The 26,928-nt window shown below is 54.8% G+C and carries 34 protein-coding genes; 27 read left to right on the top strand and 7 right to left on the bottom strand.

Annotated features, from left to right (window positions below):
- Positions 1-1,045 precede the first annotated feature (1,045 nt).
- The 19 genes from J2857_RS30335 (at position 1,046) to J2857_RS30245 (ending at position 11,290) form a co-directional block, all read left to right on the top strand.
- Positions 1,046-1,324: a hypothetical protein gene (locus J2857_RS30335; RefSeq protein WP_210013793.1), complete on the top strand. Its 279-nt coding sequence runs from the start codon at positions 1,046-1,048 to the stop codon at positions 1,322-1,324.
- A 63-nt stretch (positions 1,325-1,387) separates the two neighbouring features.
- A complete protein-coding gene (locus J2857_RS30330; RefSeq protein WP_210013792.1) occupies positions 1,388-1,843 on the top strand; it encodes a hypothetical protein in 456 nt (151 codons plus the stop codon).
- Positions 1,844-1,937: 94 nt separating this feature from the next.
- Positions 1,938-2,429: a hypothetical protein gene (locus tag J2857_RS30325; protein ID WP_210013791.1), complete on the top strand. Its 492-nt coding sequence runs from the start codon at positions 1,938-1,940 to the stop codon at positions 2,427-2,429.
- A complete protein-coding gene (locus J2857_RS30320) occupies positions 2,426-2,668 on the top strand; it encodes a hypothetical protein (RefSeq protein WP_210013790.1) in 243 nt (80 codons plus the stop codon). The genes J2857_RS30325 and J2857_RS30320 overlap by 4 nt, the downstream gene beginning before the upstream one ends.
- Positions 2,665-2,952, top strand: coding sequence for a hypothetical protein (locus J2857_RS30315; protein WP_210013789.1), 288 nt, complete (start codon positions 2,665-2,667; stop codon positions 2,950-2,952). The genes J2857_RS30320 and J2857_RS30315 overlap by 4 nt, the downstream gene beginning before the upstream one ends.
- 184 nt (positions 2,953-3,136) lie before the next feature.
- Positions 3,137-3,577, top strand: a complete 441-nt coding sequence (locus J2857_RS30310; RefSeq protein ID WP_210013788.1) for a hypothetical protein — start codon at positions 3,137-3,139, stop codon at positions 3,575-3,577.
- A 233-nt stretch (positions 3,578-3,810) separates the two neighbouring features.
- Positions 3,811-4,554 (top strand): hypothetical protein, encoded by a 744-nt coding sequence (locus J2857_RS30305; RefSeq protein ID WP_210013787.1) that lies wholly within the window; start codon positions 3,811-3,813, stop codon positions 4,552-4,554.
- Between the two features lie 76 nt (positions 4,555-4,630).
- Positions 4,631-4,993 (top strand): hypothetical protein, encoded by a 363-nt coding sequence (locus J2857_RS30300; RefSeq protein WP_210013786.1) that lies wholly within the window; start codon positions 4,631-4,633, stop codon positions 4,991-4,993.
- Positions 4,994-5,000: 7 nt separating this feature from the next.
- The gene (locus J2857_RS30295; RefSeq protein ID WP_210013785.1) at positions 5,001-5,384 is read left to right on the top strand and encodes a hypothetical protein; all 384 of its coding nucleotides are present in this window, start codon (positions 5,001-5,003) and stop codon (positions 5,382-5,384) included.
- Between the two features lie 12 nt (positions 5,385-5,396).
- Positions 5,397-5,822 carry a hypothetical protein gene (locus J2857_RS30290; RefSeq protein WP_210013784.1) on the top strand — a complete coding sequence of 142 codons (426 nt, stop codon included), beginning with the start codon at positions 5,397-5,399 and terminating at the stop codon, positions 5,820-5,822.
- Entirely contained in the window at positions 5,822-6,283 is a 462-nt protein-coding gene (locus J2857_RS30285) for a hypothetical protein (RefSeq protein WP_210013783.1), read from the top strand. Before J2857_RS30290 ends, J2857_RS30285 begins: the two co-directional genes overlap by 1 nt.
- Entirely contained in the window at positions 6,211-6,801 is a 591-nt protein-coding gene (locus J2857_RS30280; protein WP_210013782.1) for a hypothetical protein, read from the top strand. The genes J2857_RS30285 and J2857_RS30280 overlap by 73 nt, the downstream gene beginning before the upstream one ends.
- Before the next feature lie 172 nt (positions 6,802-6,973).
- Positions 6,974-7,294 carry a hypothetical protein gene (locus tag J2857_RS30275; protein ID WP_210013781.1) on the top strand — a complete coding sequence of 107 codons (321 nt, stop codon included), beginning with the start codon at positions 6,974-6,976 and terminating at the stop codon, positions 7,292-7,294.
- Positions 7,275-7,799 (top strand): hypothetical protein, encoded by a 525-nt coding sequence (locus J2857_RS30270; RefSeq protein ID WP_210013780.1) that lies wholly within the window; start codon positions 7,275-7,277, stop codon positions 7,797-7,799. Before J2857_RS30275 ends, J2857_RS30270 begins: the two co-directional genes overlap by 20 nt.
- A complete protein-coding gene (locus J2857_RS30265; RefSeq protein WP_210013779.1) occupies positions 7,744-8,031 on the top strand; it encodes a hypothetical protein in 288 nt (95 codons plus the stop codon). The genes J2857_RS30270 and J2857_RS30265 overlap by 56 nt, the downstream gene beginning before the upstream one ends.
- A 159-nt stretch (positions 8,032-8,190) precedes the next feature.
- Positions 8,191-9,042, top strand: a complete 852-nt coding sequence (locus tag J2857_RS30260; protein ID WP_210013778.1) for a hypothetical protein — start codon at positions 8,191-8,193, stop codon at positions 9,040-9,042.
- Between the two features lie 258 nt (positions 9,043-9,300).
- Entirely contained in the window at positions 9,301-9,954 is a 654-nt protein-coding gene (locus J2857_RS30255) for a hypothetical protein (protein ID WP_210013777.1), read from the top strand.
- Positions 9,951-10,319: a hypothetical protein gene (locus J2857_RS30250; protein WP_210013776.1), complete on the top strand. Its 369-nt coding sequence runs from the start codon at positions 9,951-9,953 to the stop codon at positions 10,317-10,319. The genes J2857_RS30255 and J2857_RS30250 overlap by 4 nt, the downstream gene beginning before the upstream one ends.
- A gap of 20 nt (positions 10,320-10,339) precedes the next feature.
- On the top strand, positions 10,340-11,290 hold the full coding sequence (locus tag J2857_RS30245; RefSeq protein ID WP_210013775.1) for a hypothetical protein: 951 nt from the start codon (positions 10,340-10,342) through the stop codon (positions 11,288-11,290).
- A gap of 2 nt (positions 11,291-11,292) precedes the next feature.
- On the opposite strand, the gene J2857_RS30240 is transcribed toward J2857_RS30245, so the two are convergent.
- Entirely contained in the window at positions 11,293-12,363 is a 1,071-nt protein-coding gene (locus J2857_RS30240; RefSeq protein ID WP_210013774.1) for a hypothetical protein, read from the bottom strand.
- A gap of 686 nt (positions 12,364-13,049) precedes the next feature.
- Between J2857_RS30240 and J2857_RS30235 the strand changes: the two genes are divergently transcribed.
- Complete coding sequence (locus J2857_RS30235) at positions 13,050-14,135, top strand: hypothetical protein (protein ID WP_210013773.1); 1,086 nt, start codon at positions 13,050-13,052, stop codon at positions 14,133-14,135.
- Here the strand turns inward: J2857_RS30235 and J2857_RS30230 are convergent.
- Positions 14,017-15,240 carry a HEPN/Toprim-associated domain-containing protein gene (locus tag J2857_RS30230; protein ID WP_210013772.1) on the bottom strand — a complete coding sequence of 408 codons (1,224 nt, stop codon included), beginning with the start codon at positions 15,238-15,240 and terminating at the stop codon, positions 14,017-14,019. The two genes, J2857_RS30235 and J2857_RS30230, sit on opposite strands and share 119 nt — an antisense overlap.
- A gap of 115 nt (positions 15,241-15,355) precedes the next feature.
- Between J2857_RS30230 and J2857_RS30225 the strand changes: the two genes are divergently transcribed.
- The 5 genes from J2857_RS30225 (at position 15,356) to J2857_RS30205 (ending at position 18,056) form a co-directional block, all read left to right on the top strand.
- Entirely contained in the window at positions 15,356-16,108 is a 753-nt protein-coding gene (locus J2857_RS30225) for a hypothetical protein (RefSeq protein WP_210013771.1), read from the top strand.
- Between the two features lie 92 nt (positions 16,109-16,200).
- On the top strand, positions 16,201-16,452 hold the full coding sequence (locus J2857_RS30220; protein ID WP_210013770.1) for a hypothetical protein: 252 nt from the start codon (positions 16,201-16,203) through the stop codon (positions 16,450-16,452).
- A gap of 608 nt (positions 16,453-17,060) precedes the next feature.
- Positions 17,061-17,429, top strand: coding sequence for a hypothetical protein (locus J2857_RS30215; RefSeq protein ID WP_210013769.1), 369 nt, complete (start codon positions 17,061-17,063; stop codon positions 17,427-17,429).
- A 97-nt stretch (positions 17,430-17,526) separates the two neighbouring features.
- The gene (locus tag J2857_RS30210; RefSeq protein WP_210013768.1) at positions 17,527-17,862 is read left to right on the top strand and encodes a hypothetical protein; all 336 of its coding nucleotides are present in this window, start codon (positions 17,527-17,529) and stop codon (positions 17,860-17,862) included.
- Positions 17,850-18,056: a hypothetical protein gene (locus J2857_RS30205; protein WP_210013767.1), complete on the top strand. Its 207-nt coding sequence runs from the start codon at positions 17,850-17,852 to the stop codon at positions 18,054-18,056. Before J2857_RS30210 ends, J2857_RS30205 begins: the two co-directional genes overlap by 13 nt.
- Before the next feature lie 143 nt (positions 18,057-18,199).
- On the opposite strand, the gene J2857_RS30200 is transcribed toward J2857_RS30205, so the two are convergent.
- The 5 genes from J2857_RS30200 to J2857_RS30180 all read right to left on the bottom strand — a co-directional run bounded on the left by J2857_RS30200 (position 18,200) and on the right by J2857_RS30180 (position 21,123).
- The gene (locus tag J2857_RS30200) at positions 18,200-18,529 is read right to left on the bottom strand and encodes a nucleotidyltransferase domain-containing protein (RefSeq protein ID WP_210013766.1); all 330 of its coding nucleotides are present in this window, start codon (positions 18,527-18,529) and stop codon (positions 18,200-18,202) included.
- Positions 18,530-18,536: 7 nt separating this feature from the next.
- Positions 18,537-18,908 (bottom strand): hypothetical protein, encoded by a 372-nt coding sequence (locus J2857_RS30195; RefSeq protein ID WP_210013765.1) that lies wholly within the window; start codon positions 18,906-18,908, stop codon positions 18,537-18,539.
- 39 nt (positions 18,909-18,947) lie between these two features.
- Positions 18,948-19,721, bottom strand: coding sequence for a hypothetical protein (locus J2857_RS30190; protein WP_210013764.1), 774 nt, complete (start codon positions 19,719-19,721; stop codon positions 18,948-18,950).
- A gap of 70 nt (positions 19,722-19,791) precedes the next feature.
- Positions 19,792-20,634, bottom strand: a complete 843-nt coding sequence (locus tag J2857_RS30185; RefSeq protein WP_210013763.1) for a hypothetical protein — start codon at positions 20,632-20,634, stop codon at positions 19,792-19,794.
- 33 nt (positions 20,635-20,667) lie between these two features.
- Positions 20,668-21,123 (bottom strand): hypothetical protein, encoded by a 456-nt coding sequence (locus tag J2857_RS30180; RefSeq protein WP_210013762.1) that lies wholly within the window; start codon positions 21,121-21,123, stop codon positions 20,668-20,670.
- Between the two features lie 691 nt (positions 21,124-21,814).
- Here J2857_RS30180 and J2857_RS30175 point away from each other — a divergent pair.
- Together J2857_RS30175 and J2857_RS30170 are read left to right on the top strand one after the other, a co-directional pair.
- Positions 21,815-22,273, top strand: a complete 459-nt coding sequence (locus tag J2857_RS30175; RefSeq protein ID WP_210013761.1) for a hypothetical protein — start codon at positions 21,815-21,817, stop codon at positions 22,271-22,273.
- A gap of 11 nt (positions 22,274-22,284) precedes the next feature.
- Entirely contained in the window at positions 22,285-26,895 is a 4,611-nt protein-coding gene (locus tag J2857_RS30170) for an AAA family ATPase (protein ID WP_210013760.1), read from the top strand.
- Positions 26,896-26,928 lie beyond the last annotated feature (33 nt).

Raw genomic sequence — 26,928 nt, 5'->3', positions numbered from 1 at the left:
AGACCCTTGGCGATGCCCACAACGCGGGCTGGAGTTTCACCGTTGTCTGTCGTCATGGCACAATGGATACCGGCAGCTCGTCGCGGAAGTGCGACTGGAAATTTGAACTTTGCACCACCACGCTTCTCGCCACACGTGGCCGAGACTTTCCGGTGTTCGATCTCAAAGATCGCCTGCGCTGTCCTCGATGTGGTTCTCGCTCTATTTCCGTGATGCCGGTAATTCCCGGAGCGCCGAACCGCAAAAGCGCGTCTCGACGGTAGACGATCCTCCCACGCTGATCTCTTCATCGGTATATGGCCGCGTCGAATCGTGGTTGTTTTCTTTTATTCCTTTTTCCTCGATCATCCTCGCCTCCATCTCTCCGCCCTGGACACTTCATTGCAGCTCGATCCGGCAGGGTCGGGCTAAAGCCCTCAATGGGTACGCTACGCCCGTCCTCCCCATGCTCGCCACTACGTGCCTGCGCGTGGGTCTGGGCGGCCCTTGCCCCTTTCCAGCTCGACCCGCATTTGGTCCTCTAAGGGCGAAGCGACGGTGACAAGGATGGCACTACTGAGGAAAGCGATCCCATGCCTTTTGTCGGCATGGAACTCGAAGGTCGGGGCTCGCAACAGCTCTCAGGATGGCCGACGGGAACGGTTTTCTGCGGGCGGCTTCATTTGTCCTGCTGACGCATTATCGCGGCTGATCCTTTTCATCCTGTCGAGATCATCCCGGCTGGCGCTAAGTTCCGGAATTAGAGGACAAGTTTCCTTTGGGGAGCGAGGGCGAGACCGGCAGTGTTGACATGACGACGGTTGCCATGGGCCGAGATGTCAACATTTGCACCTGGAATGATCCTTGGCGGGATTGCGCCCGCCATCAAGGAAAAATTCGGAAGTCACCAAAAGAAAATTCGTTGACGACGGCCTGAAAATCCATGGCCTATTCCTTCGAGTTTCTACTCAGCAACATTCAGAAATACAATAGTCATTGATGCCCGCATCAGGAAGAAACATAATTAAATCATAGAGTTGATCACGGGGATCAACGGGGGCGGGAAATGAACAAAGAACGTAGGAAACAAATTGCGACGGTTCTAGCGAAGGTCGAAGAGATGGCTTGGGAGCTATCTGAAGGTGACGTCCATTCCTACCTATACGAGGTCAAGGAAGACGAGCGCTCATACTTCGACAACATGCCCGAGAGCATCCAGTCTAGCCACAAGGGCGAAGACGCCGAAGCCTGCGCCGACACTCTCCAAGAGGCCCACGACATGCTCGAAGAGGCGTGGTCGATCCTCAGCCATGTTTGCGAAAAGCTCGAAGCAGCAGCAGCCTGACGAAAACGGGGAGGGCAACGACCCTCTCCATCGACATCAAAAAACCATCCAGAGGAAACACCGATGAAGAACAAGATTAGCCGCGCCGAGCGCAGAATGAACCGATCAAAAGACGCGCGAGCTGTCTTCGTTAAGAAGCGCGACGTTCACAATCCCCATACCGCAAACGGTTCCGTAGACATCAAGGCGACCGTCGAGCGAATGAAGAAAGTCCTCTCAAGACATCCGGTCATTATCATGGCTCAGGCCTACCGGGCTGCTTTTGAGCCCTCCGAGCGCAAGATATGCCCTGAAGGCGTCTTTGCCGAATGTTTCGGCCGATACGGCGTTGGCGATTACGTCACTCGCGATGGCACCGACGTCCATCAGTGCGTGAGCATGGCCCACGACGGTGACATCACCGCAACATTCCGCTGCATCGTAGCGCCTGAGCGGGGCTGGTGCGAAGTGGGCGAAGAGACGACCAATCTCTGCCGTCGCTATGATCCAGTTGAATTCGATCCGGCTGCAGCAGCCTGATCCCCTGATCTGAATTCCAACATCACCGCCATTTCGACCGGCTCGCCCTCGGGCCGGATCGGCACCCCTTTGCCTATTTTCTGGAGAAACCACCATGACCGACCACAAGAAACCGCGAAAGACATCGCCCCTCGATCAGATAATGCCCTCATTTACCTTTGGCGACATGAAAGCACGCGCGAACCACCTGGCAAACTCCACCGTCATCACCCAGGAGGAGATGCACGAGTTCCGAGTTCTCCGGAACTGGATCGCCCGCATGGACGGCTACAGCGACGATGCGACATTCATCCTCGACGACGCGAGAGTTTTGGATGGCGGTAAACCCGTCAAGATATTCGACATCCCATATCGCCTTTACCCCAACGCCATTCCGACGCTGCAGGTCAACAAGTCGATCTCACTATCGGCCAGGGAACGGACCCTTGTTGCCGAAGCCATCGAGAACCTGATCGAGCAAGTGAACAGTGAGGAAGAAGAACGCATCCTGACGAGCGTCCTCGAACGTCTTCGTGGCCCTGTTAACTCCTTCGAGCGCGAGACATCCGCTCCGGCCTATCCGTTCCCAGGAGCCGGAAACCCATGAGCATCAAAGCCCACCTCGACCGAGACTTCTTTGTTTCCGAGCGCAAGCGACTGCTCCTGACCCAGCCGCAGATCGCTGCCATCCTCTTCCAGAGCCTCGACACGATCAAGAAATGGGAGGGCGGTTCTCGCCGCATTCCGCCATTTGTTGTGTACGCATTCGCGGCCTTGGATGCCGGTATCGAGCCTCATGGAAGGGATCGCATCCTTCATACTGAAACCGGTGGTGATACCCAGTGAACACTATCTTCGATCACGCCCTTTTGGAGCTGACCCTTTGTGAAAGCTCCCTGGCTCACTTGATCCGAGAAGCTGAAGCCGAACAGGAGAGCGCCCTCGGAATCTTTGACCGGGCTCTCGCGGCCATCCCGTTCGGCGGTAGCCCAGAAGCCTATGAAGTGGCCGGGATTAAAAAGAGGAACGTTTCCGCGCTCCTGCTGCACCTGAAGACCCTGGCACGTGCGGTCACACAAAAGCGGGTTCTGGTCGAGGCAACGGCAGCAGAGATTGCGAAATATTTCTGAGGGCATCAAAGCCCAATTCGTTGACGAGCATGGATGCCGCCAAGCCCGAGCTATAGGTGCGTCAACAACTCGTCATACTCAGCAACATTTGGAAATGCATTAGCGATTGCGGCCCGCATCATGCGGGGGAACAATCAAATCATAAGGTTGATCGACAGGCGATCACCACGAGGCGGAGGATACAATGACCATGACACTAACATACGACAATACCAAACCGGTTGACTTCTCGGGTATCGAGGCGCTCGCCGTGGCTGCCTGCCATCGAATTCCTTCAGGGCTTCTTTCTTCCGAGGAAAAGGCCGAGATCGCGGCTGAATATGCAATCCGTTTCGCTAATGAGAGCCGTCAGACCCAGCGACTGGTTGATGCCCTTTTCAACGACGACACTGCAGCCGACGGACGGATCGTTTTCACCAACCACGCCCTCGACAGCATCAAGACGACGAACGATAGGGTAATGACTAAACGGGTCCTGCACGCCATGGAACCGCTGTCGTGCCACCCAGGCGTCAGCGCTGAGCTGCTGGATACCGTCCATAGAATGCTGATCGACATGTACTATTACGGCCGCGAGCGCCTGCTGACCGAGGCCTACGAGATGGGCGCTGGCGTGAAAGTCTGAGGACCCTCGAAAATAGAACCGAGAAACAAGGGGCTTCGGCTCCTTTTTTCATGTCCGAAATTCTGATCGGCCGAAAGTCGCGCGACATCCGAAAAATATTTCGTTGACGCCCGCCCAATCCGCCTCGTCTCTACTCCCGATTTTCTCTCAGCAACATTCAGAAATACAATAATCTTTGCGGCCCGCACTTTCAAAAAGCATAATTAAATCATGGAGTTTGGGAGACGAAGACAATGAAAATGATCAGCAAATTCGAGCGCCGCTATCTTCTTGTTGAAGCTGGTAAGGTCGAGCAAATCGACAACTTTCCGCTCACAGTGCGCGGTCACCAGCTGGCCTGTGAAGCCGCCTACAATATGCATATCGAGGCAGTGATCGTCGCTGGATGGGCTCAGGTTCAGACCGTCTGTCCGCTCGACGAACTGCACGAAGCTGCCCTGGAGCCCTTCAAGGTTATTGATCTTCGTCTGTCGGTTTTCTGTTCGAAATTCAACGAAGGCATCATCGACACGAAGGCGGCCGAGATCATCGCCACGATGGCAGACACCCGGTTCCTTCCGATCTGGGACACAGAAGGCAAGCTGAATTTCCAGTGCAAGCAGTCCGACCACCTTATCACCGAGGATCGCCAGAGCGCCCGAATCCATGGTGAAGCTGCCATGCTGATCCCGGCGAGATCGAGCCGGATGTCGTTCGCGATCTCCGCGCCGGAGCCTGCAAAGGAATGTACTCCTATCCCTGCGAAGGACGAAGACCAGCTTCGCAGACTGGCTCTGGACCTACGCAGCCAGGGTGCTGAGAACACCCATCTAATCGCGAAAATCGAGATTGCCCGGTCGAAGCTGACTGGTTCCAAGCGCGACGCCTTCGAGGCCCGTTATCGAAGCGAACATGAGGCCATGAAGACCAGTGGCGGTTTCGGCCCTGGCGCACTCGCCGGGACACTTGCAGCCGTTCGCGAGATCATGGCTGCCTGACACCAATTCGGCTTCTGACCCATGCGGCCGGGAGCCCCCAATCATCATCGAAATCCGAATTAGAGAGGAACAACCGATGTCCGACATCAACGAAAACGAAGATTTGACCGAGGTCGGAATGACCCTGGTCGCGGCCCTGATGGACACGGTGAACGACACCGCCAGATCGATGGCAGAAGTTCACAACGCGAGAGCAGCGGCGCTCAACGAGAAATATCCGACCCCTAAAAGCATGGAAGAGGCGGGATATACAACGGCGGCCATCTGCTACAATCAGGACATCAAGACCATCACCAAACTGATGGACCTTGGAAAAGAACTGGCTGTGGTTCTGGAGCAGCTCGAACACGTTCAGTCGCTGAAAACCAGCTACCTGATCCACGCAAGCGACGACATCGATGCGGCGCAAAACGCGACATCCAGTCGCTCAATCATGTGAGTTTGCCATGTCAGATTTTGATCAGAACACGGACTTCACCACTGAGATCGAAAAGCTACTGAAGCACTTCGACGTCCAACTCGCCGCTTTCGACCACGAGAGCGCGGAGGTTTCCAACGAACGTATGTCGGCGCTTCAGGCTGAGATTGCGGCGCGCCCCGGCGAAACCTCCATCGAATTTAACAAGCTGTCGATCATCGGCGTGAGTTTTCAGACGGATGTGAAAGCGATCACTGCGCTACGACAGCTGCGCCAGAACATGCACGAAACGCTTTTGACCCTGCAAAGCCTGCAGAGGAGCAGGGCCACGTCGGTTCTGGCGATGCAGGAGCATCTCGACAGCATCGAAGCAGGAAACGGTCCCACGCTTCACGCCGGTCGAAAGCACTGAGGAGATCGAGCCATGTCAAACCCAAAAAAGACAGTAAAGCGCCTGAAATCCGATGTCAGCTCGATGCGAGCTGGAATGCAGCACACCCTTCAGCTGTTGAAGCAGGTAGCCCGCGATCAGCACCTGAGCCTGAACGACAGGCCTCAAGCTATCGATGAGCAGGAAAGGTACGAGGTCATATGCGACCGAGAGCGGCTCGATCTGATCGAGACCTCGGGCCGTGCATTGCTGCAGGCCATGGAGTTGTTCGACCTGATCATCATGAACATTGACACCGTCGCGATGGAAAATTGCGGTCTCGACCACATGAAGAGCCAGCTCTCACCCGCAGCTCTTGCAGATTGGAATGCCGGTAATAGCCGTCTGGCGAAGCAGGATCACGAAGACATGCTGAAACGCATTCTTCAGGACCACGCTGCAAAGCGGAGGGCCATGTAATGTTGCGGATCAGCACTGTGATGGAGCTGGGCGGGAGGGAAGGGCGGCAGGCTGTTTTTGCCGCTCATCTCAGCCGATCCAGAATGAATCTGCTGCACCACGACAAACGACCGACGGATCAAGACTGGCAACAGGCTCATGAAATCGTGCGCGAGCAGATCGGCAACATCATTTCCATCGAGCGGCTCCAGCAGATCGTCGACCTCGACCGAGAAGCCCTGATTGCGCTGGCGATGGAAGGGGCCGAGGACATTGCCGTTCGCGACCTGGTGCTTTGCTCGATCAGTCGTTTCTACCTTGATTGTCTTTGGCCGTCTCTTGGCGAAGGCATCGACATCGAGCGGTTCATCGAAATCCTGCGAGCGAGGGTCTCGGAGTTCAACGTCGGATGTCCGGACGAGGGCCTGCCATCGCAGATCATCAGCCTGCGGGCTTGGAAGGAGAGGAGGAAAAATCGATGAACATAGTACGCACCATCAAACTGCCATCGGAAGAGGCATTCTTTTGGATGCTCAACGAGCGTGAGGCAAAGCATGTCGCCGACCTGCTGGAAGGGGACGAATTCAAATCATTGCCGGTGACCTTCCGGGCGCTCGTGGCAAATTTCGCCGCACATTATGAGGGTTCGAAAGGCCGACAGCCTTTGAAGGTATCGCTCGAATGGCTCGACTTCATCGAACGGCTTACCTCTCCAGGCTCGGGGAACGCCATCGGAAAATTGACAGACGAGGCTGGTCAGCAGGTTCAGTTCATCCGGCCGATCCCAGAAAAGGCGGCTATCACGGCCGACGACGTAGCCCTGCTCGACAGGTATTTCGGGCCGGTCGAGGCTGCACCACAGTCTCAAAAACATCTGCTTCCCGGAACAATGTTGCCAGTTCCCGACCACCTCAGCAGGCTTGGTATCGTGCCGAGGAACCCCGGCTATTCTGCAATCAAGCTCAGCATCGAGCGAATCCGGATGAAAAAGGCCGTCTGACCGATGGCGGTGATCGTTAATAAGGCTCCTTCACCGGGGCCTTTTTTGTTCACACAACGTCATGTCCAGCAATATTCAGCAACACGATAATCGTTGCAGCCCAAAATTTCGAAAATGACAATCTTCTCATAGGGTTGGTCATTGGGATCGACCGGAGCTGGGAGAAGCCAAAATGAGACTACCGATACCGAACCACCTTTTCTTGCTGGACGTGTCATTGCGATTGAAGGTCGAGATGTACGAAATGATCAATATTTTCGAGGGCACTGAGCAGATGCTGATCAACATGCAAGTGCTGCACGAAGTCTGGAAAGGTGACGCATCGAAGAGCAATTCCGCCGATCAGGCTCTAGAACAGGCTGATGTCGATGATGCCAAAGTGGTCCGCGATGCGTATGATAAACTTTCGAAGGCCTACAACGAGGCTTTCACAATGGTCTCGGACCATCACATCAAACGTGCAGAAGCGCATAATGCGCAGCTCTACAACTGAGCATAGGCCGAACAAATCGCTCGTTGAAGAGGCTCCTTTCCAGGGGCCTTTTTCTTTGGCCGCCGCTCAGTGGTCCCTTGCAAGCCCAGGCCTGACTCTGAAGGTCTTGAAACTGGGAGAATACATTATGATTGCTGTAATTTGGGATCACCGTGAACAGGAAAGTTTCGCGCTGGATTTCGTCTTCGATGTCGATGTCGATAAGCAAGGAACCGTACGCGGTTGGCGAACCGGCCAACTGCTCAATCATCCAGTCGTCGGCATGGTCGCCAATACCGCCGCCCGCGCCGGTTACGCCTACGACGAGGAACGTTTAGCCTTCAAACCTGATCTTGCTCTCGGAACGCCTGAGATGATGGCGCGAAGAATGGTCGCAACCCTTCAAAAAGAAGGGTATCAGCTGAGACACGTCGGCCACCTACCACCATGCCTCAAGAAGGAAAACGATCATGACCGCAAAACTGATATGGACGTCGAACCCGTTCGCCTTTCGGCCGTCGCTTGAGGACCTTCCTGCCGAGGACCGGCCGACGGTCCAGGAACAGATCGTTCGTGCGATGGTGGGATTAGAAGGTGTGAAATTTGACTTCAAACGCGGCCCATTCAAAGCGGCCTTTGTCGTTCAGGATCATGCGGTTGAAGCTGTCGTCGCCGCCCTGGAAGTCGCCGGGATCGCCGTTGAACACGAAGGCGAAGTGCCTAACCTAATCGCGCCAAAGTCCCTCTCAATCCACTGAAGTAATCAGACACATTCGGCAACAAAAAATATTTCGTGGACGGGACTAGCAATTCCGTCCTCTTCTATTTCCGGATAGTTTTGGCCGTTCTGTCGGCTATTTTTGCTCCCAGAGGGCCATGTCACGCTTACCTCCTAAACATTTCCTTGGGAGGGAAACATGACTTTCATCAACAAATACTTCGACAACAGAAAATACCAGCAGGACGCTGCTCAGTACGATGCGCTGAAAAACCAGTCGCATGGGCCATCGGCCTTCCTGCGAGGCGCGGACCAGAAGAGCCGGGATAAAATTGCTGCCGAGGCAGCTGCTGCAAAACCTCCGGTCAAGGAGGAAATCGAGCGTTCCGCCGTCGAGGAGATGGCACGCAAGAAAAATGCCAAAGCAGCAATTGCCACGGCCAAACTATTGGTCGCTGAGATGCCGCCGGAGACCCGATTTAAACCCGCTGAAGCAAACTCATACCGAGCTTTGAAAGGCGTCGAGCATTATCAGGTGTCTGTTGTCGGGGCATTTAGTAACCCAAGGACTGGAGAGGAATTCACCCTCTATCAGTCCAATTTCAGGGGTGACACGAAGCTCTCCGAGAGTGGTAATCTCGAAATTGATGTCAACAGGATCGAGAAGCCGAGCCAAGAACGTCAGGAAGCAAAGGTCTACTTCGCCAAGCGTAAGGTTCGTGGTCGTGACGGTCAGATGATTACCGATCCGAAGCTCGCGTTCCGCCATGAGGACGAGAACCAGCTGATCTTGAACTGCTGCCACCTGGCCGGTGTACGTCCTCCAGCGTCGGCACTCATGAGGGTTCAGCAAGCGAAAATCGAAGCTGCCAAAGAAGCCAACAAGGCTGCAGGCTGGCCTATTCGCGAGAAGATCGACGTCAGTCAGATCAACAAGGTTGCAGGTGTTAGGCAAGGAAACGTCATTCGACCGCAGTTCCCAGCCTACCAGGAAAAGCCGTCTCCGGCGATGAAACACGAGCAGGAGCCAGCCCGTCAACACGCTATGTGACAGGGACATCCTCCCAGTTCTCCGTCCCTGTCCTTGAACCCTCGCAGCTCCGGTTGCGGGGGTTTTCTTTTGCGACCTGGATAGAGCAGCGGCACTCTCAGACCCTGATCAAACTCTTGATAAATCCAGCAACATTCAGAAACACAATAGTCTTTGCGGCCCGCAAACTCCTAACTCAGAATAAATCCATAGGGTTATTCATGCCCGATTGAAATTGAGTTGGAGGATTATATGGGAGCGAACAAGAGGGTGTCTTCAATGACCTACCCGATGATCAACTGGTGGTTCGATATGCCATCATTCGGACCGGAGGGGGATGTTCACATGTGGGCTGCTGTCGCAGTCTGCCGGAAGTCAAATCTTACAGAGTCTAATGTTAGTTTGGAATATCTGCCGAGCATGATGACGATGGTCGAGCTTGCATCGGTCAACGCCAACGATGTGCTCATTCTGGCGAGGGACACCCGTGTCGAGAATGGCGAGCTGATCTCAGTGCGCCTCGATTACAGGGTCGTGTCGATCAGCGATCATGAGATCACCCTAGAGAGCCACTTTTCGGCTCTGGCTGCGATCAGGAAAGCCCGCAGGGTATCTGGCGCGAGCGTCACGACCGCAGTGATCGGCCGGAATGGCATTCGTCGTTCTGCCATCCCCACCAGCGACCCGGCTGGTGCGTGGGTAGTAGAAGCGATGGACCGAGCAGAGCGGCTCTTGGATGCTCAGAACGTGCCGGTGGACCAACGCCGCGAGGCGGAATGCGTCATCATCGACAGTGGCGCTCGCGTCGAACTCAAGCGGTTTCGCGAGGGATGGCGGCTAAAACGGTACGGCCAGAATAGAGGCCGTAAAACCGTCAGCTTGAAGGTTCCACGGTTCGGCTCGACCGCCATTGATATGGGAGAGGCAGCATGATCGAGATCAAGCAAGGTCATCTTATGCCACTGCCCGCGCCAATTAAAAGCGGGAAGGCTCGGGGATTTCTTCAGAGGATCACGTTTAGACGCGATCTCCATCTCATCATTAAGGACATCAACAATTGCGCCGCGACCGTGATGGGTCAAATCCGAGCTGCGATGAGCAAAGACCCCGAAATCAAGAGAGAGGGAACAAGGTTCCGCTACTGGATTTCGAAGGACCGGACAAGAGAATGCGGAATGAACGAAGCAATGGTCCTGTGGCTCTACATCGAATATCGCGATGACGAGTGGATGATCGTCGACGCGAAGAATGAAAAGACACGTATCGAACCCGGCTTTGAAAAGCGGTTCGAATTCTGAACATGGGAGGAGAAAAGAAAATGTCTACTAAGATGGCATGCGAGCGCTGGGCTTATTTTGACGAGTTCGGTTGCGTAAAAATGGATGCAAGAACGAGCATTCCAATTCCGGGAGCTGATGGACAGCCGCAGCTCAGGAAGTTCCCGTTGACCTTGAGGAGAGGTCAGATGATCGGATCAAACTTCGGTGGCGTCGCCATTGAGAAGAGCCCGCACGACAGCATTCTAAACGAGACGATTATCGCCTCGCTGATGCACCACGCCGACCGCATTGCGCCCTTTGCTGAATACTATGTAGCACCGTCGATTAAGGTTTTCGACATCGCGGGCATAGAGATTTGGGATGATGGAGGAACGGCGGAAATCTATGAGATATTAGATACCGGCATTTTCTATCGAACAAGAGCCGCCCTCTTCACTGCCGGTCGCGATCCAGCCGACACCAGAGAGCGCTTTTGGAAAGCATTGTTTTCCACTGTCGCAAAGGAAAAGGTCTACCTAGATGAAGCCTATGAAAATGCCCTGGTTCTATGGAGCGACGTCGGCACGAGTCAGGACGCCTGCTACGCGTACGTCGGCAAGCTCCTGAAGGACGCTTCGCCAAGCCTGGCAATCGCGCTCGATAGGAAGGAGATCAAATGGGAGCACGTTCCTCGGCTACGCGCCGAGTACAAAATAGGACCCTGGGCCACACTGGCATACCTTTGGTCGGTGTATGCTGACCGCGCTTGCGAGATCATAGAGAGCGGGAAAAAGTTCTCCGCCCCTGACCCTCAGGCCCCAGACCACATGTGGCTCTTCTACCGCATCTTCTTCGGTGTGGAAGGCGAAGCTATCGAAAGGGTTCACCCTGGCAATTGGTATGAGATTGATCAGATGAACGCGAAGCGAGCCAACTACCTGGCTCCGGCTGACCAGCCCAAGGTAGCAGTCACACCAACGGCCGTTCAACCAGTCCGCAAGGCCGGGTGAAATCAGCTCAGCGCAGGCTCTTTCGGAGCTTGCGTGAGCTGCCGACGCTTCATCGCGATTTTGGCTGCATCGTCGGAATTGATCTGGTGGAAGCTGTCTGGGCGTTCCTGACCAGTAAGGCGCAGGGCTTCCTGAGTGCGATGCTGCCGGATCGCTCGCGCTTCCTGACGATCATGCAGGAATTTCTCTGAAAACCGGATAGAGAAGCGGATGTCAGTCTTTACCTTTCCCTGCTTCAAAGCTTCGCTCTGGACGTCCGCGATGACCCCGCAGGCCTTCAGCTTCAGGATGCTCTTTTCTATATCGGTCAGGGCATCCCGCTCACGGGAACGGGAATGGCCGCAGCCCTTCATCAGGTCAGAAGCAAACAGGCTGATCGAATCCGTCTGGCGATCTTCGTCGGCAAGGAGAAGGGACGCGAACTTGAAAATCCACCGGGGAAGGGCACCCCGCACCTGCATCATCCAGGCGTAGTTGACCTGTTCGAACTCCAGCGCCCGAATTGCTTGGACGAGCAGCGGATTGAACTGGGCATAGGACATCGCCTTCGGATCGTTGTCGTCTTTATAGACCAACACCGGCAGGGCTGAAGCGTGAACGACCGGCTTCGGCTTCTTCTGCCCCGGCTGAACAACTCGCGAGATTTCGATCTTCGATCCCGCGAGGATCGCCAGCGCTTCCTTGATCTCGGTGTAGCTCAGAGTGTGCTTGTGCTTCCGCAGTTCTTGGTCAATCTGATAGAGCGAAAAAGGAACCATCAATTCCTCTTTCTCCCCGAAAGCCATTTTCTCGGCCGCGAAACGGCGAAGAACATCTTCGACAAGCGCCTCGCGGTCACCCGGAAGCTCATCCAGTTCCTCACCCTTGGCGTCGGTGATGCGCGCCGGATAAACGGTCACCGAATAGGTGTCGCCCGCGAACGGAAATTCCCGGGTCACGCGGGAGAGGTAAGGTGTATCGTTCTCACGTTCCGCTCGCTGCACGAATCGAGGTGCCAGGTCATAAAGGGCGGTGAAGTTCGTGTGCTTCTTGTCGGGCGTCTGGAATAATGACAGCTGAAGGACGTTGGTCATGAAGGCGCTCCGATTGGTGATGCGAAGGTGCCCAATGTCTCAGATTCGCGCAAGGCGTTTCGCTCAAACGCGCGCAACTCCTCGGTAAGTGCGTGAAAATCCTAGGTACGATTTCGCATCTTGGATTCCGAGGCGACTCAAGTGCGCGGAATTCCTCAGTACCTCATTACCCTGCTGATTCGATGCCCGAATAGGTCAGTATGTTGTTGATAGAGGTTCGATCTCGTCATTCTGACCTCACGATCCGGCCGACGGTGCGTCCGATCTGCTCGACTTTAAGATCGAGATCAGCCCAAACGCGCGAAATTCCTCGATAGGTGAGGGCGGTGGGCCCGAGGTCGATTTTGCAAACGCGTGAAATTCCTAGGCATCCGCGCGAAAATCCTAGGTATCCGCGTGCTAATCCTCAGCTTTAGCGCCGCTGTAGAATCGGATTATGGTTCGGCAACCAAAACTACGACGTGATGAGAAGATGAACGCATAAAACGAAATCGCCGCCCACGCGCTAACGTGAACGGCGATAATTTCAATGGGATCGTTTCCGAGCCCGATTTGCATCTCGGAAATTACCCCATCAACCATTGACCCGCAAGGACTTTCGGCGTTTCCGGAAGCGATCTTTTGCGTCCTCTTGGACCCAGGTGCCTTGCATTCGACCGACCGGCTTTCCGGCGGAAAGGTGAGGTATGCCCGATATTCTGCCAGCGGACTGCGCGGCCCTGATCGACAGCGATCCCATGAAGAGCATCCAGCGTCTTACCGCAGCGCTGGCCGCTGGAGAGATCGATCTCACCGTTCTCAAGACGTTCGTCGATGCCACCGCAGCTGGTCGCACCGTCCAGTTTCAAAAGACCCGGCCCGTTTCACTGATCATGCTGGAGCATATCCGGTCTCATCCGAACGAAGAGCCGCGTCGCGTTGTCTATCGCGGCTACGCAGACGGCCTTTGGTCATACGAAGATGTCGAGCAGTGGGAGGTAAATCACGCGGTTCTCTCAAGTGCGCGAAAATCCTCAGTACGCCGCGCTGCCTACCTCACGCGGAGCCGTCGTGTTCGTCGACCTCTACCAAGGGTCTCGGATCAGTTCGTCCCGAAGATGTCGATGGATGTAATTTGCCACCGCGATCTGCCGGACGGAGCAAAGGCCTGTCTCGCAACTCTTCTGACCCTGGCTGGCAAGAAGGACGAGGTGGTTACCTTCACCAGCTCGATTGCCACGATGCTGGGCCGAACCCCACGCACTGTGCGGAACTACTTCATCGCTCTAGAGCAATGCGGCCTGATCCTGCGCCGACCGGGGACCGATCCGAACACAGTCCACATCCGCATTCTGCCGATCTCGAAGCCGGAGCCCTATCAGGAGCCGAGGGATATCACCGCTTATCGCTTGGCCCGTCGTTCCTCTAATCCCGTCCTTCGCGAGATGGCTGAGACAGTCGCCGCATTCTCGTGGAACGTTCATCTGGCAGTCGGCCGGAAAGAGGAGGGGCGGAAAGAAGTTTCCGCATTTAACCTTCTATTGATTCATAAACCTGAGGAAGAACCGAAACCTCAGAGATCGGGGCCGACTTCTCATTCAAATTTCCGTCCAATCATGAAGACGAACAGGTCGCATTGGAGAGGTGCACAACAGCAGAACTCGCCATCACCCGCTATCGGCCATGAAAAGCTTGGAAGATATGGTTCAGGAGTGCATCCATCTCCGGGAACTGAACCCGCAGGCCCGCCGGATCACCACCAGCTTTCATCGCATCGAGAAAGTGCTGGGTAGCAGCGTTCTTGTTGTCCAACTCGCCCTGATATTTGCCAGCCACCTTATTCCATGCCGTCCATCGAACAGGTCGCAGGTTACCGCTCGGGTCCGAAAGAGCGGCACGCCCCAGGAAAAGCTCGATGGAACATGCGGAGCCGTTGATGTCCATGTTCCGGAGACCTTCGGGGCCGAGTGTCGGATAGTCTTTGCCGATCTCGACGTCAGGGAGGACCATCGTCCGGATCGAAGGCGGCAGATTAGTCATACGGTCGAGAAGATTTTTCTGTTCCCAACCGGCGGCGTCATTGTCGAAGAGCCCGATTGTCTTCTGCGCCAGCCGAACCCCGGCGAACGCCTTTATCATCTTGGTAACCGCCGAAACCCCGCCCTCGATCTTGAATTCCTCGAAGTCGATGAACTCGTACATATCAGCAAATTCCGGATACATCGCCCGGATAGCTCTCGACAGAATTTTGGTGTCTGAAGTCCCTTCTGTCAGGATCAGGACATTCCCAGCGGCTTCGATGAAGTCGTGTTCGTAATCGACGGGGAGGGCATCAAGGTTCTCGCGGATCGAGAGGGCAGGGTCATAGTCGAAGCTTTCAGTGAACTCTGTCCAAATCACTTCTGGCTTGTAAACATCGATGTAGAGGGCCAACGCAGCAAAACTGTCTGCGAAGCTGAAAATGTGGACCCCGTTGAAACGGAGGAATTCATCGACTCCCGCAGCAGCCTGCTTGGCCTCCCAGGTTTCAAAGGTGAGGCCCTTCTGCTCGGCAATCTCTTTCGCAAAATCCGGATAGTCTCCGTTAGCGACCAGCTCCTCCGCACGAGCGATATGGTGAGCGAACTCTCGTTCCCATAAAGCTCTGCATCGTTCAGCAGTGTAGCCCTGCACCTCCATACGACGCCGGACTTTGGCTGCCGGAGCGCAGAAGTAGCTAATGACCTTCTCCTCGTCTTCGTACCAGTCGAGGGCTTTCGCTTTGATGATGGGGTGCACGTCCTTGATCGGGAGCTGACGGAAGTCGTCATCTGCGAAACAGAGTCTGGACGCACCCTCCCAATTGTACTCCAGATCGCGGAAGGCCTTGTCGTCTGTGTAGAAATCGCGCTCGCTCATCTCGTCCTGATCTCGATCTTTTCCCCCGGCATACCATTTTCGTCGGCCATTTGTCCCTTGCATCGCGTCGGCCAATAATTTGATCAGGTAATCGCAACAATGGGAGGTTTTACCTATGATTAAACTGCTTCAAAAAATCGCAAAGGCGCTTGCATCGGCATACAAGACGTCTAAATCACTAGGTCGTATGGGCATCAGAAAGGCTGGTAATTTCAGCAGAGCTGCGCTCGGCTCGTTCGTAAACATGTTCGGAGGCGGTGGTCGTTTTCAACCGCCGGAGCCAGCAGAAGAAATTGAGACCGCGCTGGATATGTCCGGTCTCGATGAAGCTCTCGCTCAGCTCAATGCCGACATGGACGATGAAAACGAGGCGGAATTCAAGGCTCAGCACCGCGCTCTAACTGAGGGCAGGGAGCCGAAAGACATCTTTGACTATACGAATGCTGACAGCGACGACAAGCGCCGGGACATCGCAAAGCTGATGCGAAAGGACACCGTCACCTGGGTCAAAGAACATCTATCGGATGAGCAGCGTTTGCGCATTGCGAAAACGAGTGAGGACGCTGTGAAATACCACATCAGCGGCGTCCGCCCGATCCAAGGAGTTCCTGAGTTCCCGAAGAACGACATGAAGAATGTGGCTGAGTTCAAGCCGCTGGAGCCAGCCGATATGATGAAGGCAATGGGCATCAATGTCGCCAAGGCAATGAGAGTTGCTGAGGCTGCTGACAGAGACCCTTTGCAAAATTCAACGCCGGTCGCGGGAAATTCACCTCGCAAGCCGGTCAAAGGCAAGGCAGTCGATGAGCCAGAGCAGGATTATGATCGTGGGTACGCTCCCCAACCCGGATTCGCTCGTCTGAGATAATTGAATCTTCACAGCATTTTATGTAGATAGGGGCGGCTAACCACCGCCCTTATTGTCGTTTTGAGGAGCCCACCCCGCACATGGCCCTATCCATGGATCGCAAGTTCTTCGCGAGCGAGCGCAAACGACTGAAGATGACGCAGGAGGCGATGGCTGAGGTTCTATCCCAGAACATCTACACCATCAAAAAGTGGGAAGGCGGGGTCCGGAAAATCCCCCCATACATGGGCTACGTCCTGGCCGCCATTGAAGCCGGTCTAGAACCAATCGGCAAAGACCACCTTGTCGAGTACGCCCAGGTGAAGGCCGGTGGTGCTCAAGCTGACGACGGCGACGACGATTAGGATCGTCCCCAAAGAATTTTCGTCTTCTAATTCCATTTGAATGAGCGGTCCCGCAAATCGGTTTGATACCGGCGAGGGTACGCCGACAGACATTTCCATTTCAATTCCCCCGCCAAGTTCGGCCCGCCGTTCCTCCGCGCCACGTGTCGCGTCAGAACGGGGCCTCTCTAGGCGAAAGAATGGAAAGTGGAACCTTGGTCTGGCGGTGCCTATGCTAACGCCGCTTTCCTTGATCTTCGATCACCGCCACGCCCTTTTGGCCTGGCGGGTGGAAAGCCTGAGCGGCGTCTGCAAAGGCAACCCATCGCCTGACCGAAGCGAATTCAGTCGGTCTCGGCAATGTTGACATTTGACATCCGAGGGCTGGGATTTGCGTCAACGTATTTTGTTGACGTGTTCAGTGCTTGGCACTGGCGGCCTCTTGAGCAGCAATAATCAGCAACATTTCTTATTGTTGGCGGCAAGCGCAATTATATCGGCAGAAACATTTCATATTATCTAGCAATATTCAGAAACACACTATTCGTTGAAGCCGACAAGCTCCCATTCAATAATAAAATCATAGAGTTGATCGAAAGGCGGTCACTCAGGAACTGGGAGAAATACCAATGCTGACTTTCACACCGTCGCAGATCGAACATTCCATCGTTATTGAAGCCGCTCGCTTCAAGGGCAAAGAAAAGGGCTTCGTTTACCAGGAGGAACAGAGATACCCTTATCACGCTCGCGGCTTGGCTCTGGCTGTTATGGGCGTCCGCAACATGACCAACATCGACGGGCAATTCGCCCAGTTTGCCGATATCCGTATCCGCGTTCTGTCTGAGACCGATAAGGAAGCATTCTCTCCAGCCCTCGGCGACGAGAAGCTCTTCGATCTCCTATGGCTGGCAAACGAAAACCCAAGAACGCTCTTCAACGACTGCAAAGAATATCTCGAAAAGCTGGGGCAGAATTTGACAGTGAAAGCCGCCGCCTGAGGGTGGGTCTCGGTTTCCGGACTGTTGGGAGGCAGCGCCGGAGATCGAGCTTCACGGCTCAGAACAAGAAAACCCCAGAGGAACAGGGAGCAGGAACATGAAGGCAATTTTCAAGGAGTTCGGCCGGAGCCATGTGGCTTTGTCCTACGACGACGCGGACGGGAAACGCATCGAGCGCGAGTTCATGAAGCACGACAACGGGCTCATCTACGAGGTCTTTTACAACAGACCGGGCGGCGACCGATATGAATACGTTTGCGACGGTCTAAGCAATCGGGGCGAACCTGTCATCGCATATGGCGCGCTGATTGACACCATTAGGAATGAATACCAGGCGATGAGATCGACGCAGAAAAAGGCGCAGGCGGCGCTCGACGGGATCACCGCAGGGGCAGGCGTCAGGTATCTCGGAGGAGCGCCATGTGGTATCTGATCAAGGCGAATTTTGAGAGCTACCACGGCTGGACTGAAAATGAGGCAGTTCTGGAAGCTGCCCTTAAATGGCTGAATCGGGACAGAGAGAAAAACCTGTTCTCGGCCGTCGAGGTCGATGAAGCCGAGGCCTTGGGCAACATGACCGGCCTTCTGTTCCACGGAAAAAGCCGCCCTGAAGATTTCAGACACTGAGACGAGACCGCAGGAGGCCAAACGGCCTCTTTGCCTATTCCCGCGTCCAAGATGTCAACATTTGTCCCTGGGATACAGAAGTACCGAAATCGGTGCAAAAATTTCGGAGCCCTTCGGGCTCGTGGGTGACCGCCGTCGCGTAGTCACCTTCCGAGCGTGGTTTGATCACGTATCGCCAGCTCGCGGGCATCGATGGCATGACGTGAGAAGCGGTCCAGCCGGTGAGCCGGTATCTCGTTTTCATAGATGACATCGAACTTGAACGGGTGAACGATGTCTTCGATTTTGCCTTCGATGGCATAGATCAGATTTCGAGGGCAACGTCTGACCAAGAAATCGAGATCGGAATGCTCTTGGAATCGGCCCTCTGCCAACGATCCGATCACGAGAATTTCGACATCCATTGATGCCATCATTTCCGTGACTGTGATCGCCTTGCTGATCGCGTCAGCAATTCGTTCATTGAGCGTCATCCGATCATCAAGCCGGAATTCGGCCAGCCTTCAAATCGTCGTTCTCAACTTCCAAGCGAGCGATCTGAGTACGAAGCTCAGAGATCACCCGGAACGCTTCCGTCTGCTGTCCTTCCAACATTGAGACGTAATCGGAGGAAGTTTTGCCGGTGCCCTTCATGAACTTCCGGTTCGCGTCACGAAGTTGCGTGATCCCAGCTACCAGCTTCTCAATCATCGCGTTCGCCTGACGGATACGGGAATTTGCAAGGCGCGTGACCGCGTTCATCTCTTCCTGGCTGTAACCGGTTTCGATGACCTGCGGCTGACGAGGAGGGGTCAGCATGTCCGCGATCATGTAGGCTTTCGCCATCTGTCCAAACATATCGTTGCCAGCCATTTCGATCCCTTTCCTTCGTTCTTCTAATTCCGATTCAAATCAGGCCCGACGACGCGAGCCCCAAAAACGACCGGCGATGAGGCCGATCAGACCGCCGACACCTAGGAGACCCCAGGTCCCGAGGGAGACAATCCACCTGGTCAGGGTGAGGAAGAAATCATTGATTCCTTCCGAGGTGACCATCGCTTTGCTGACCATGACGTTTGGACGGCAGGCAGCTGCACCACGAAACTCGAACTGACCAACCCCACATTCCGCGACAATCCGATTGAAGTCGTTGAACTTCGAAAGGGTCATCATCGCGGTCGCATCGGGCCTTTGCATCAGCTGCTCCATCCGGAGCGCTTCTGCAGTGATCATCTCGCGACCGACGAAATAGCCGGAGCCAAGAGCGATCAGCACGATAACCGCACACCCGCCTGCAGCCTGGGTCATCCGGAATGTCTGACGACGGTCAGCTTCCTTCTGGGCCATAATGTCAACATTTGTAGCCAGCTGATCGAGGGAAGCTTTGAGGGCTTCATCGACCTTGGCGGCCAGGTTATCAGGAACGGATGCGAGCGCCTTTTCGACTTCTGCTTTCAGATCGTCGGTGACTGCCTCCCGGATGTCCTCGGGTAGCTTGGCGAAGAGTTCGGAGATTTCCTTGTTCAGGACACCAATTCGGGCGAAGGTCATGAACATGACCGACATGAACTCGTCGTCTGAGTAGCCGATCTTGGTCAGAATATCCCAAGCGAGGATGCGGTTCTCTTCGCTCAGCTCCAGAACCTTTGCGGTCCGGTTGAAGAATTCAGCCGCCTCCATTTTCACTCGCATGTCCTGTCCCTCTCATTCCTATAGGTGGAGCCCGGCCGCTAGCAGAGACCGGGTATTGCTATGATCAGAGATCGAAGAGAGCCTTGAAGGCGTCGTTCTCCATAAGCGCCTTCGTCATTTCGCGATACCAGCGAGAGACTTGGGTGCGTTGGGCGAGGGTCAGACGCTTGTCCGTCGTGGCCTGCTCGAAGGTCAGGTTGTAACGCTTGATGCGCGACGCGGCCGAGGGAGCCAGGCGAGGAACAATGAGTTCGAAACCGCCAGACGCGAGCAGACGTTCACGGGTTCGGCCGCCGATCTTTTCCCCGTGCTCGTCGGTGTAGCCGAACCACATCTCGAAATCTTCCTTGCTGTCCGCGTCGCGGAAATTCAGGACGGCGATATGCTTGATTTCGAGACCTTCAGTTGCATCAAGATAGCGGGCAACGCTTTCAGTGCTTTCGTCTTCGTGGTGCACGAGGTGGAAGACAACAGGCTGCTGCCCCTCCGACAACACGCCTTCGAAAATGCCGTGCAGGCTTTCGTCGCCATTGTCTGCGATCTCGGTCATGGCGTCGAATGCGCCCCCGGGAAGATCGTGCAGTGTGATCGCGCCGCCGAGGGTGACGGAGTTGATCAGGGTCTCACGTGGGCGAGCCTTGCGGAGATTGTATTGCATGATACCGACGGCAGGGTTCTGGTCCTCGATCAGGAAACCATCCGCGTCACGCGTTCCAAAAATCCGGAACGACGATCCCGTGCCGCCATCGCCGTCGAATAGGAGGACACTTTCACCCTTGTGCTTTCGCAGATGCTCGGCCAGGAAGCGGAAGAAGAACGATTTACCCACGCCGCCCTTGTCGGACGCCATGATGACGAAGAGAGCGGTCGAGTTTTGCAGCTCAGCCTTCTTTGCAGCAGTTGCCATTACACAATACTCCTTATGGCGCTGTCGGCATTCTTAGAGGGACTTACGATCTCTCTGTGCGGGATTGATGGGTGCCTTGGTTTCAGGCTTGCTGCCGTTATCGGAACCCGTTTCCGGTGCTTTCGCATCCGGCTTTGCGGACGTTTCCGCAGTCTGCTCGGAACTGGTTTCGGCAGCTTTCGGCGCGGTCGCCTTGGTGGATTTTGCTTTCGCTCTGGGTGCCGCGTTAGCCTGGCCTTCACGGCTGACCTCAGACCAGTAACTGCCAAAAGTTCCGGCTGTCGTAATGACGCCCTTGCTCCGAAGAACATTCACAATGTCTTCATTGCTGTATCCAGCAGATTTTGCAGCTTCGATTGCGGCTTTCATTTCGGGATCGCGCAGATGATCCTTCAGGGTCTTGTTCTTGCGGTTTGGCGTTTTCGCCATTTCCTTGAGGGCCGCTACAATGTCGTTGTAATCGACCTCTTTTGCTTCTTCGTCTGCCATCCGAGAAAACCTCATCGCGTTATCGTAGCGACATTGATGAAGTGGACATTGGGCTTTGTCAACCAGATTTCGAGGTTAATCATTTCCTCGCTTGCTCATAAATTCGCGCATCGTCAAACTTACGCTGAAATCGGACTGCGTTGGAGATTCGCAAAAGTTAAACAGCAGTTCGTCTAATCGCTACCATTCTATGATTTATGAAAAATCGGATTGACGTTACTAAAACCTAAGATAAGGTATCTAAACCTTTTATAACCTGTGTCGTCCACAAATTACGTTGACGGTTCCATAATTACCATTATGCGATTGATCAGGCTTTGACTGGGCTCTTCATAAATTGTCGCTTGGTGATGTGCATTGTTGACACTGCGGACATTACCTATGCGTTGACTTCAACGTTGTCATGATCGGTAACAAGATCGGATTGAGACGGAGTTCAGAAATCTTCAGAAATCAATTCTGTTTAAGTTGAGGAAGGAATTATTAATGAAGTTGGATTTCGGCTGTTGTGACAATTCACAAACTGATGTTTGATGATTGCGGAGACGCTTCTGGGGAAGCGGTGAACACTAGACGCCATCGGGATGGCCCTATTGTCCCGGCTGTCGCCGGGTAAGGCTCTGAAATCTAACGATTTCTTCGCCGGAAATAGTTGAAGGAAAATGCGATGCCTACAAGGACATCAAAAACGTTGACAAGGAAGAAGGCGGCACCCGCCAAGGCAAGGGCATCGTCCGGCTCAAAGCCGATTGAAGTCACTCTTCCGCAGCACGTTCTCGATCTCATCGATATCGAGATCGATGCTCATCGTCTTGAGAACGGCAAAACGCTGAAGCGCGCTGACATCATCAAGGAAGCATTGCTCGCTCAGCTGGATCGTGGCCGTCGCCTTGACGATGCTGTGAGCCAGATGATGACTGCTGTCGATCTCCTGAAGAAGCAGACCATGGGCGACAATGCTCTCAATTTCCTGTTCCGCGCTTTGACCGAAGGTGAGATCGCCAAGGTCGAACTCGAAGCAGCACAGGCGCAGAATGAGAACCTGGAACGCAACAACGATTTGATCGCTGGACTGCTGGAAGAGAATGCTGATCTCCGCCGAGAACTGGCCGCAAAGAATGCCCTGCTCGGCATCAAGCAGAGCGCGTAAGGGGCCATTCATTGTTCACGACTGTCGCCATCAGCCACCTCGGCTACTTCAGGGAGAACGCCTACAAGGCGAAGATGTCGGCTGCCAAATTGCAGGCCGAGGGCAAGTTGGACCATCGTCAATTCCGCTACTTCGACAACGAAGATGCGCCTGGTATCGCGTTCTCGCCCGAGCAGAAGGTTCCTTCCGATCTCCCCGTTCAGCCTCTTTTCGAGAATGGCCAGACCGTCAGCTTCGACGTCATGGAAGATATGGCGAAGGGTCGTCACCCGCTAACCGGCGACTACTTCGTCAAGATTTCTCCGATCACCGGTGAGCCGGTTCACGCGAACCGCCGTCCCGGCTTCGACAACATGACCGCGCCGCCCAAGGATGTCTCGGCGCTGTGGGCGCTGGCGATGGCCGAGCTGAAGCGGAACCCGAACGACAAGTATTCGCTTGAGCTGGTTCAAGGGATCGAGGCTGCATTGCACGAGGCCAATGATGCCATGCTGCAGCACGCCTTCGACAATGGCTGGATTGTCGGCCGCCGTTCGAAGCCTGTCATCGATCCTATTACCGGCGAGCACAAGCACGATCCGGAGACCGGTGAGCTTCTGATGGAGTACGGCTATGAAGCTGCCGTCGATGCTCCAATTATCAAATTCTTCCACCGCACGAGCCGTGACGGCGATCCGCAGCTGCACATCCATAACGTCTGGATCAACATGGTCGTCTACAAGGACGGGCATATCACCGCTGGCGACAACATCGAGCTGAAGCGTTACGGCGGCGCATTGGCGGCGAACTTCCGTGGCAACATGATCGATAGTCTCAAGGACAAGATCGGTCACCTGGTACCTGGAATGGATTTTGAGAAAATCCGCAAAGCATGGGGCATCGTCGGATTCGAAACCGAACTCCGCGACACCTGGAGCAAGCGTACGAACACGATTGCGGAAATGGCTGAAGTCCTCGGTTACGACAAGTCGAAGGATCGTGAGGCTTCAACCGTAATCAATCACAACACGAGGCTAAAGAAGGGCGACCTTCCTCCTTTCGAGGAGCTTGTTGAGACTTGGGGCAAGGAAGCCAGCGAATTCGGAATGGACCTTCACTCTGTCATCGACAAGATGACGAAGGCCAAGGAAGCTCGCGATGAAGAGCTGGATAAGGCGTGGGAAGTCGCTCGCGAGGATGCCGCTCGAATTGGTATCGAACTCGGAGAGAAACGCCCGGTCGAATTGATCGAGGAAGATGTCATCGAAGAAGCGTTCAATCAGCTTGTCGAGAACGAAGTCGCATTCTCTGAGAGGGAAATGCGCAAACACATTTATGAGGCTGTCCAGGTTTACGGTGGAACGCCGATCCAAACCCGCGTCTATGATAAGATTGCTGGTGATGAGAAGCTGATCGCACTCGGCAAGAAAGGCCCAGATAGCTTTTTCTCTACCCAGGACATCATCGACCGCGAATGGAAGATGCTTGCCAAGGTTGACATGATGGCGACGACCGCCCCTGCCCTTCGCAGGTCGATGGTCGAGCGCATCATTGCCGAGGGCAAGACCGTCCAGGTGAAGGAGAAGCAGGAAGATGGATCGTTCCTGACGGTCGAGAAAACCCTGCATCTGACCAAGAAGCAGGCTGATGCTGTTCGCTATGCTGCCGGTGAAGGTCAGATCAAGGTCATCGAGGGCCGAGCCGGTGCCGGTAAGTCCTTCACCATGGGCGCTCTCGTTAAGGCGCTCGGTGAAGACGGCTATGAGGTCTGGGGTACTGCGGTTGCCTGGAAGGCCGTCAAGGTTTTGTGCGACGACACTGGCATTGAGTTCGGTGGCGACAAGCGCGGTATGGCGATCCATGGCCTCTTGGAAAAGTGGAAGGTCGGGAAGCTCGACATTGGGAAGCACTCGGCCATAGTTTGCGACGAGGCAGGAATGCTCTCGCTGCGTCAGATGGAAGACCTAGTCGAGCTTTCACGGGTCACTGGTTGCCGGGTGATTTTGACCGGGGATAGCCGTCAGCTCGAAGCCGTTCAGGCCGGTGCCCCTTTCCGTGCGATCAGCTCGATCTACGGCTCATTCGTCCTCGACGAGATCATTCGCCAGAACCACCAGTGGGCTCGTAAGGCCTCGGTACAGCTGTCGATGCGCCAGACCTCTGATGCTCTCCGCGAGTATCATGACCGTGGCTTCGTTCATTTCGTGAACGGCCGGGATCAGGTTGTTGATCGCGCCGTGTCCGACATGCTGAAGAAGATGGAGACGCATCCCGGCGAGTCCTGCTACCTGATCGCTCAGACCAACGCTGAAGTTCGCAAGATCAACCAGGCCGTCCGTAATGCTCTCATCGAGCGCGGCGCTCTGGGCGATTTCGAATACAAGCTGGACGTTCTCGCCAAGGACGGCGAAACGATCTCGAAGCTCAGTGTTCGAGCTGGCGAGCGTATGCAGCTGGGCGAAAACCTGACCATCGACCAGGAGAAGCTTTTCAACGGCCAGACCTTCACGGTCAAGGACATCATTCCTGGCGACAGGAAGAATGGCACCGAGGACGCTTTCGTTGTCCGCTTCGACCACATGCAGCGGGACATGGTGATTAAGGTCAGCGAGCTGGTGGGCTTCCGTGAGGAGCCGTCGGAGAAGAACAAGCACCCTACCCCAAAGGTGCCGCAGCTGAACTGGGCCTATTCCGGAACCAATCATTCCGCCCAGGGGTCAACATTTTTGCATACATTCCTGCTGGTTTCGGACGGCTGGACATGGCGTCAAGCATATGTCGCGGCGACGAGATTCAAGGAATCCTGCAACATCTACGTCGAGCGCGAGCGCCTGATCGACAAACTGGCTTCTGCCGGTGGCGTCGAGATGAAGTTCTCGCGCGGTGGCAAAGTCGTTGCCAAAGAGAACCCTGCGGACAGCGGTAAGATCGTGACCGACGAGATGATCCTCGAAGACTGGCTTCGTGAGAGCCAGAAAGAGGACGCAAAGAAAAACATCAGTGATTTCGTAGACGCACCAAAAGAGGTCATCGAAGCCTACAAAGAAATTGTTCTTTATGAAGAGAAAGTGAGAGAGTTTGAAATGATGGAGGAAAGCCAGAAGAACACATTGCCACGCCGTCAGCCCCCTACCCGGCCCAGTGGTCCATTCGCAAATGGATGGAAGCCGAAAGTAGAGGATAAAACCTTATCGAATGCCGTGTCGAATAAGCCTATCAATGCCAAGGAGAACCCGGCTGAAGCGCTGAGACAACAGGCTGCCAAGAGCGGGTATGAATTCAGGGCGAAAGACAAATCGAGGAAATATCCTGAGAGCCTGGGCCGCGTGGCGCAGAATGAGCTAGATCACTTCGTGAAGCAGAACTTGGCGGAATACATGCTGTCACAGGGCGGGACAAAGGACCCTGAATCGGTATGGGGACGTGGCACCTTCGATAAGAGGTTCGGAGCAGGGACAGAGTACACAGTCCGTTTCGGAAAGGGCATTAAGTACGTCGCTACGAAGTGGGCGTCTAAGGGTAATTGGACTTGGTTCCTACGTGGTCAGAACAACACGAACGGCAACATCGTCGGCTTCCTGGAGCATTTCCGTGGCATGAAGAATGGCGATGCGAAGCATTACCTTCGCGGCGTTTTCGGCACGAGACCCGATAAGGAATTCGCTACGTCTAATTCAACTTACAAGCCGGAGCCGGTCATTCAGCTTCCGCCGAAGGAGCGGTTCGAGCGCGATCTCCCGAAGATGGCCGATTTCGACGTCTCGAAGATTGCGAAGCAGGAAAAGCGCTGGGCGCTTGGCCGTGAAGTCGGTAATGGCGTCTACAGCCAGGACCTGATCAACAGGGGGATCAACGAGGAAACTCAGCGTCGGCTGGCAGCATTCGGCGTTCTCAAGCTGGAGAGCGCACAGCAGAAAGACTGGATCGTCGAGGGTGACGGTGACAAGAAGACCTTCAAGCCCATCGAGAACCGCAACATTGATGGCTTCATGTTTGCTCTGAAGTTCGAGGATCAGGTTGTTGGTGTGATCCGTAAGGGACCGGTCGGCCGCTTCGAAGGTAAGCGCATGAACGAGACCTCTCCGGACACGCAACGTGTTTTGATGATTTATGGAAATACGGACGACCCGAAGTTCATCGCCTTCGCAGAGAGCAGCTCAGACTCTGCGACTGATTTCCAGGAGCAAAATTATCGTGAGGACACCCTATGGGTCACCACGGCAGGCAATCCTAAGGAAACCGAGCTGGCAATGTTCTACGATCTGGCACGGAAATACCCCGATGCTAAATGTCGCTTCATTGGTCAGAACGACGAGCAGAACAAGATATTCGAGACGACGGTCCAAGAAGCATACAAGACCGGCAACCCGGGTGGTGAGTTCATTGCAGCACGTCCTGATTCACAATTCAAGGATGTCAGCGAGGCCCTGCAGGCTCGTCTGAAGTCCTCGCGCGGCGAGCAGAGGTCGGAGCAGGCTGAACAGAAGACCGGCTTCCGCAGACCCCGCACGATGGAAGAATGGGCCGATCAGCTGGCGAGGGAACCAGGTAGCAAGATTTCCTCCAAGGAGCTTGAGGAGGCCAGGGCCAAGCAGCGCGAGGCAGAAGATAACCTTAGCCAGGGTCCACGGCGCGGCCGTTAAGTCCCGTTGCCCATTGAGAGCGAGACCCGTCGC

Origin of the sequence: Neorhizobium galegae (assembly GCF_017877055.1) — a bacterium.
Classification (GTDB): Bacteria; Pseudomonadota; Alphaproteobacteria; order Rhizobiales; family Rhizobiaceae; genus Neorhizobium; species Neorhizobium galegae_D.
The sequence above is the reverse complement of the archived record's forward strand: the minus strand, read 5'-3'. Positions and strand labels throughout refer to the sequence as shown.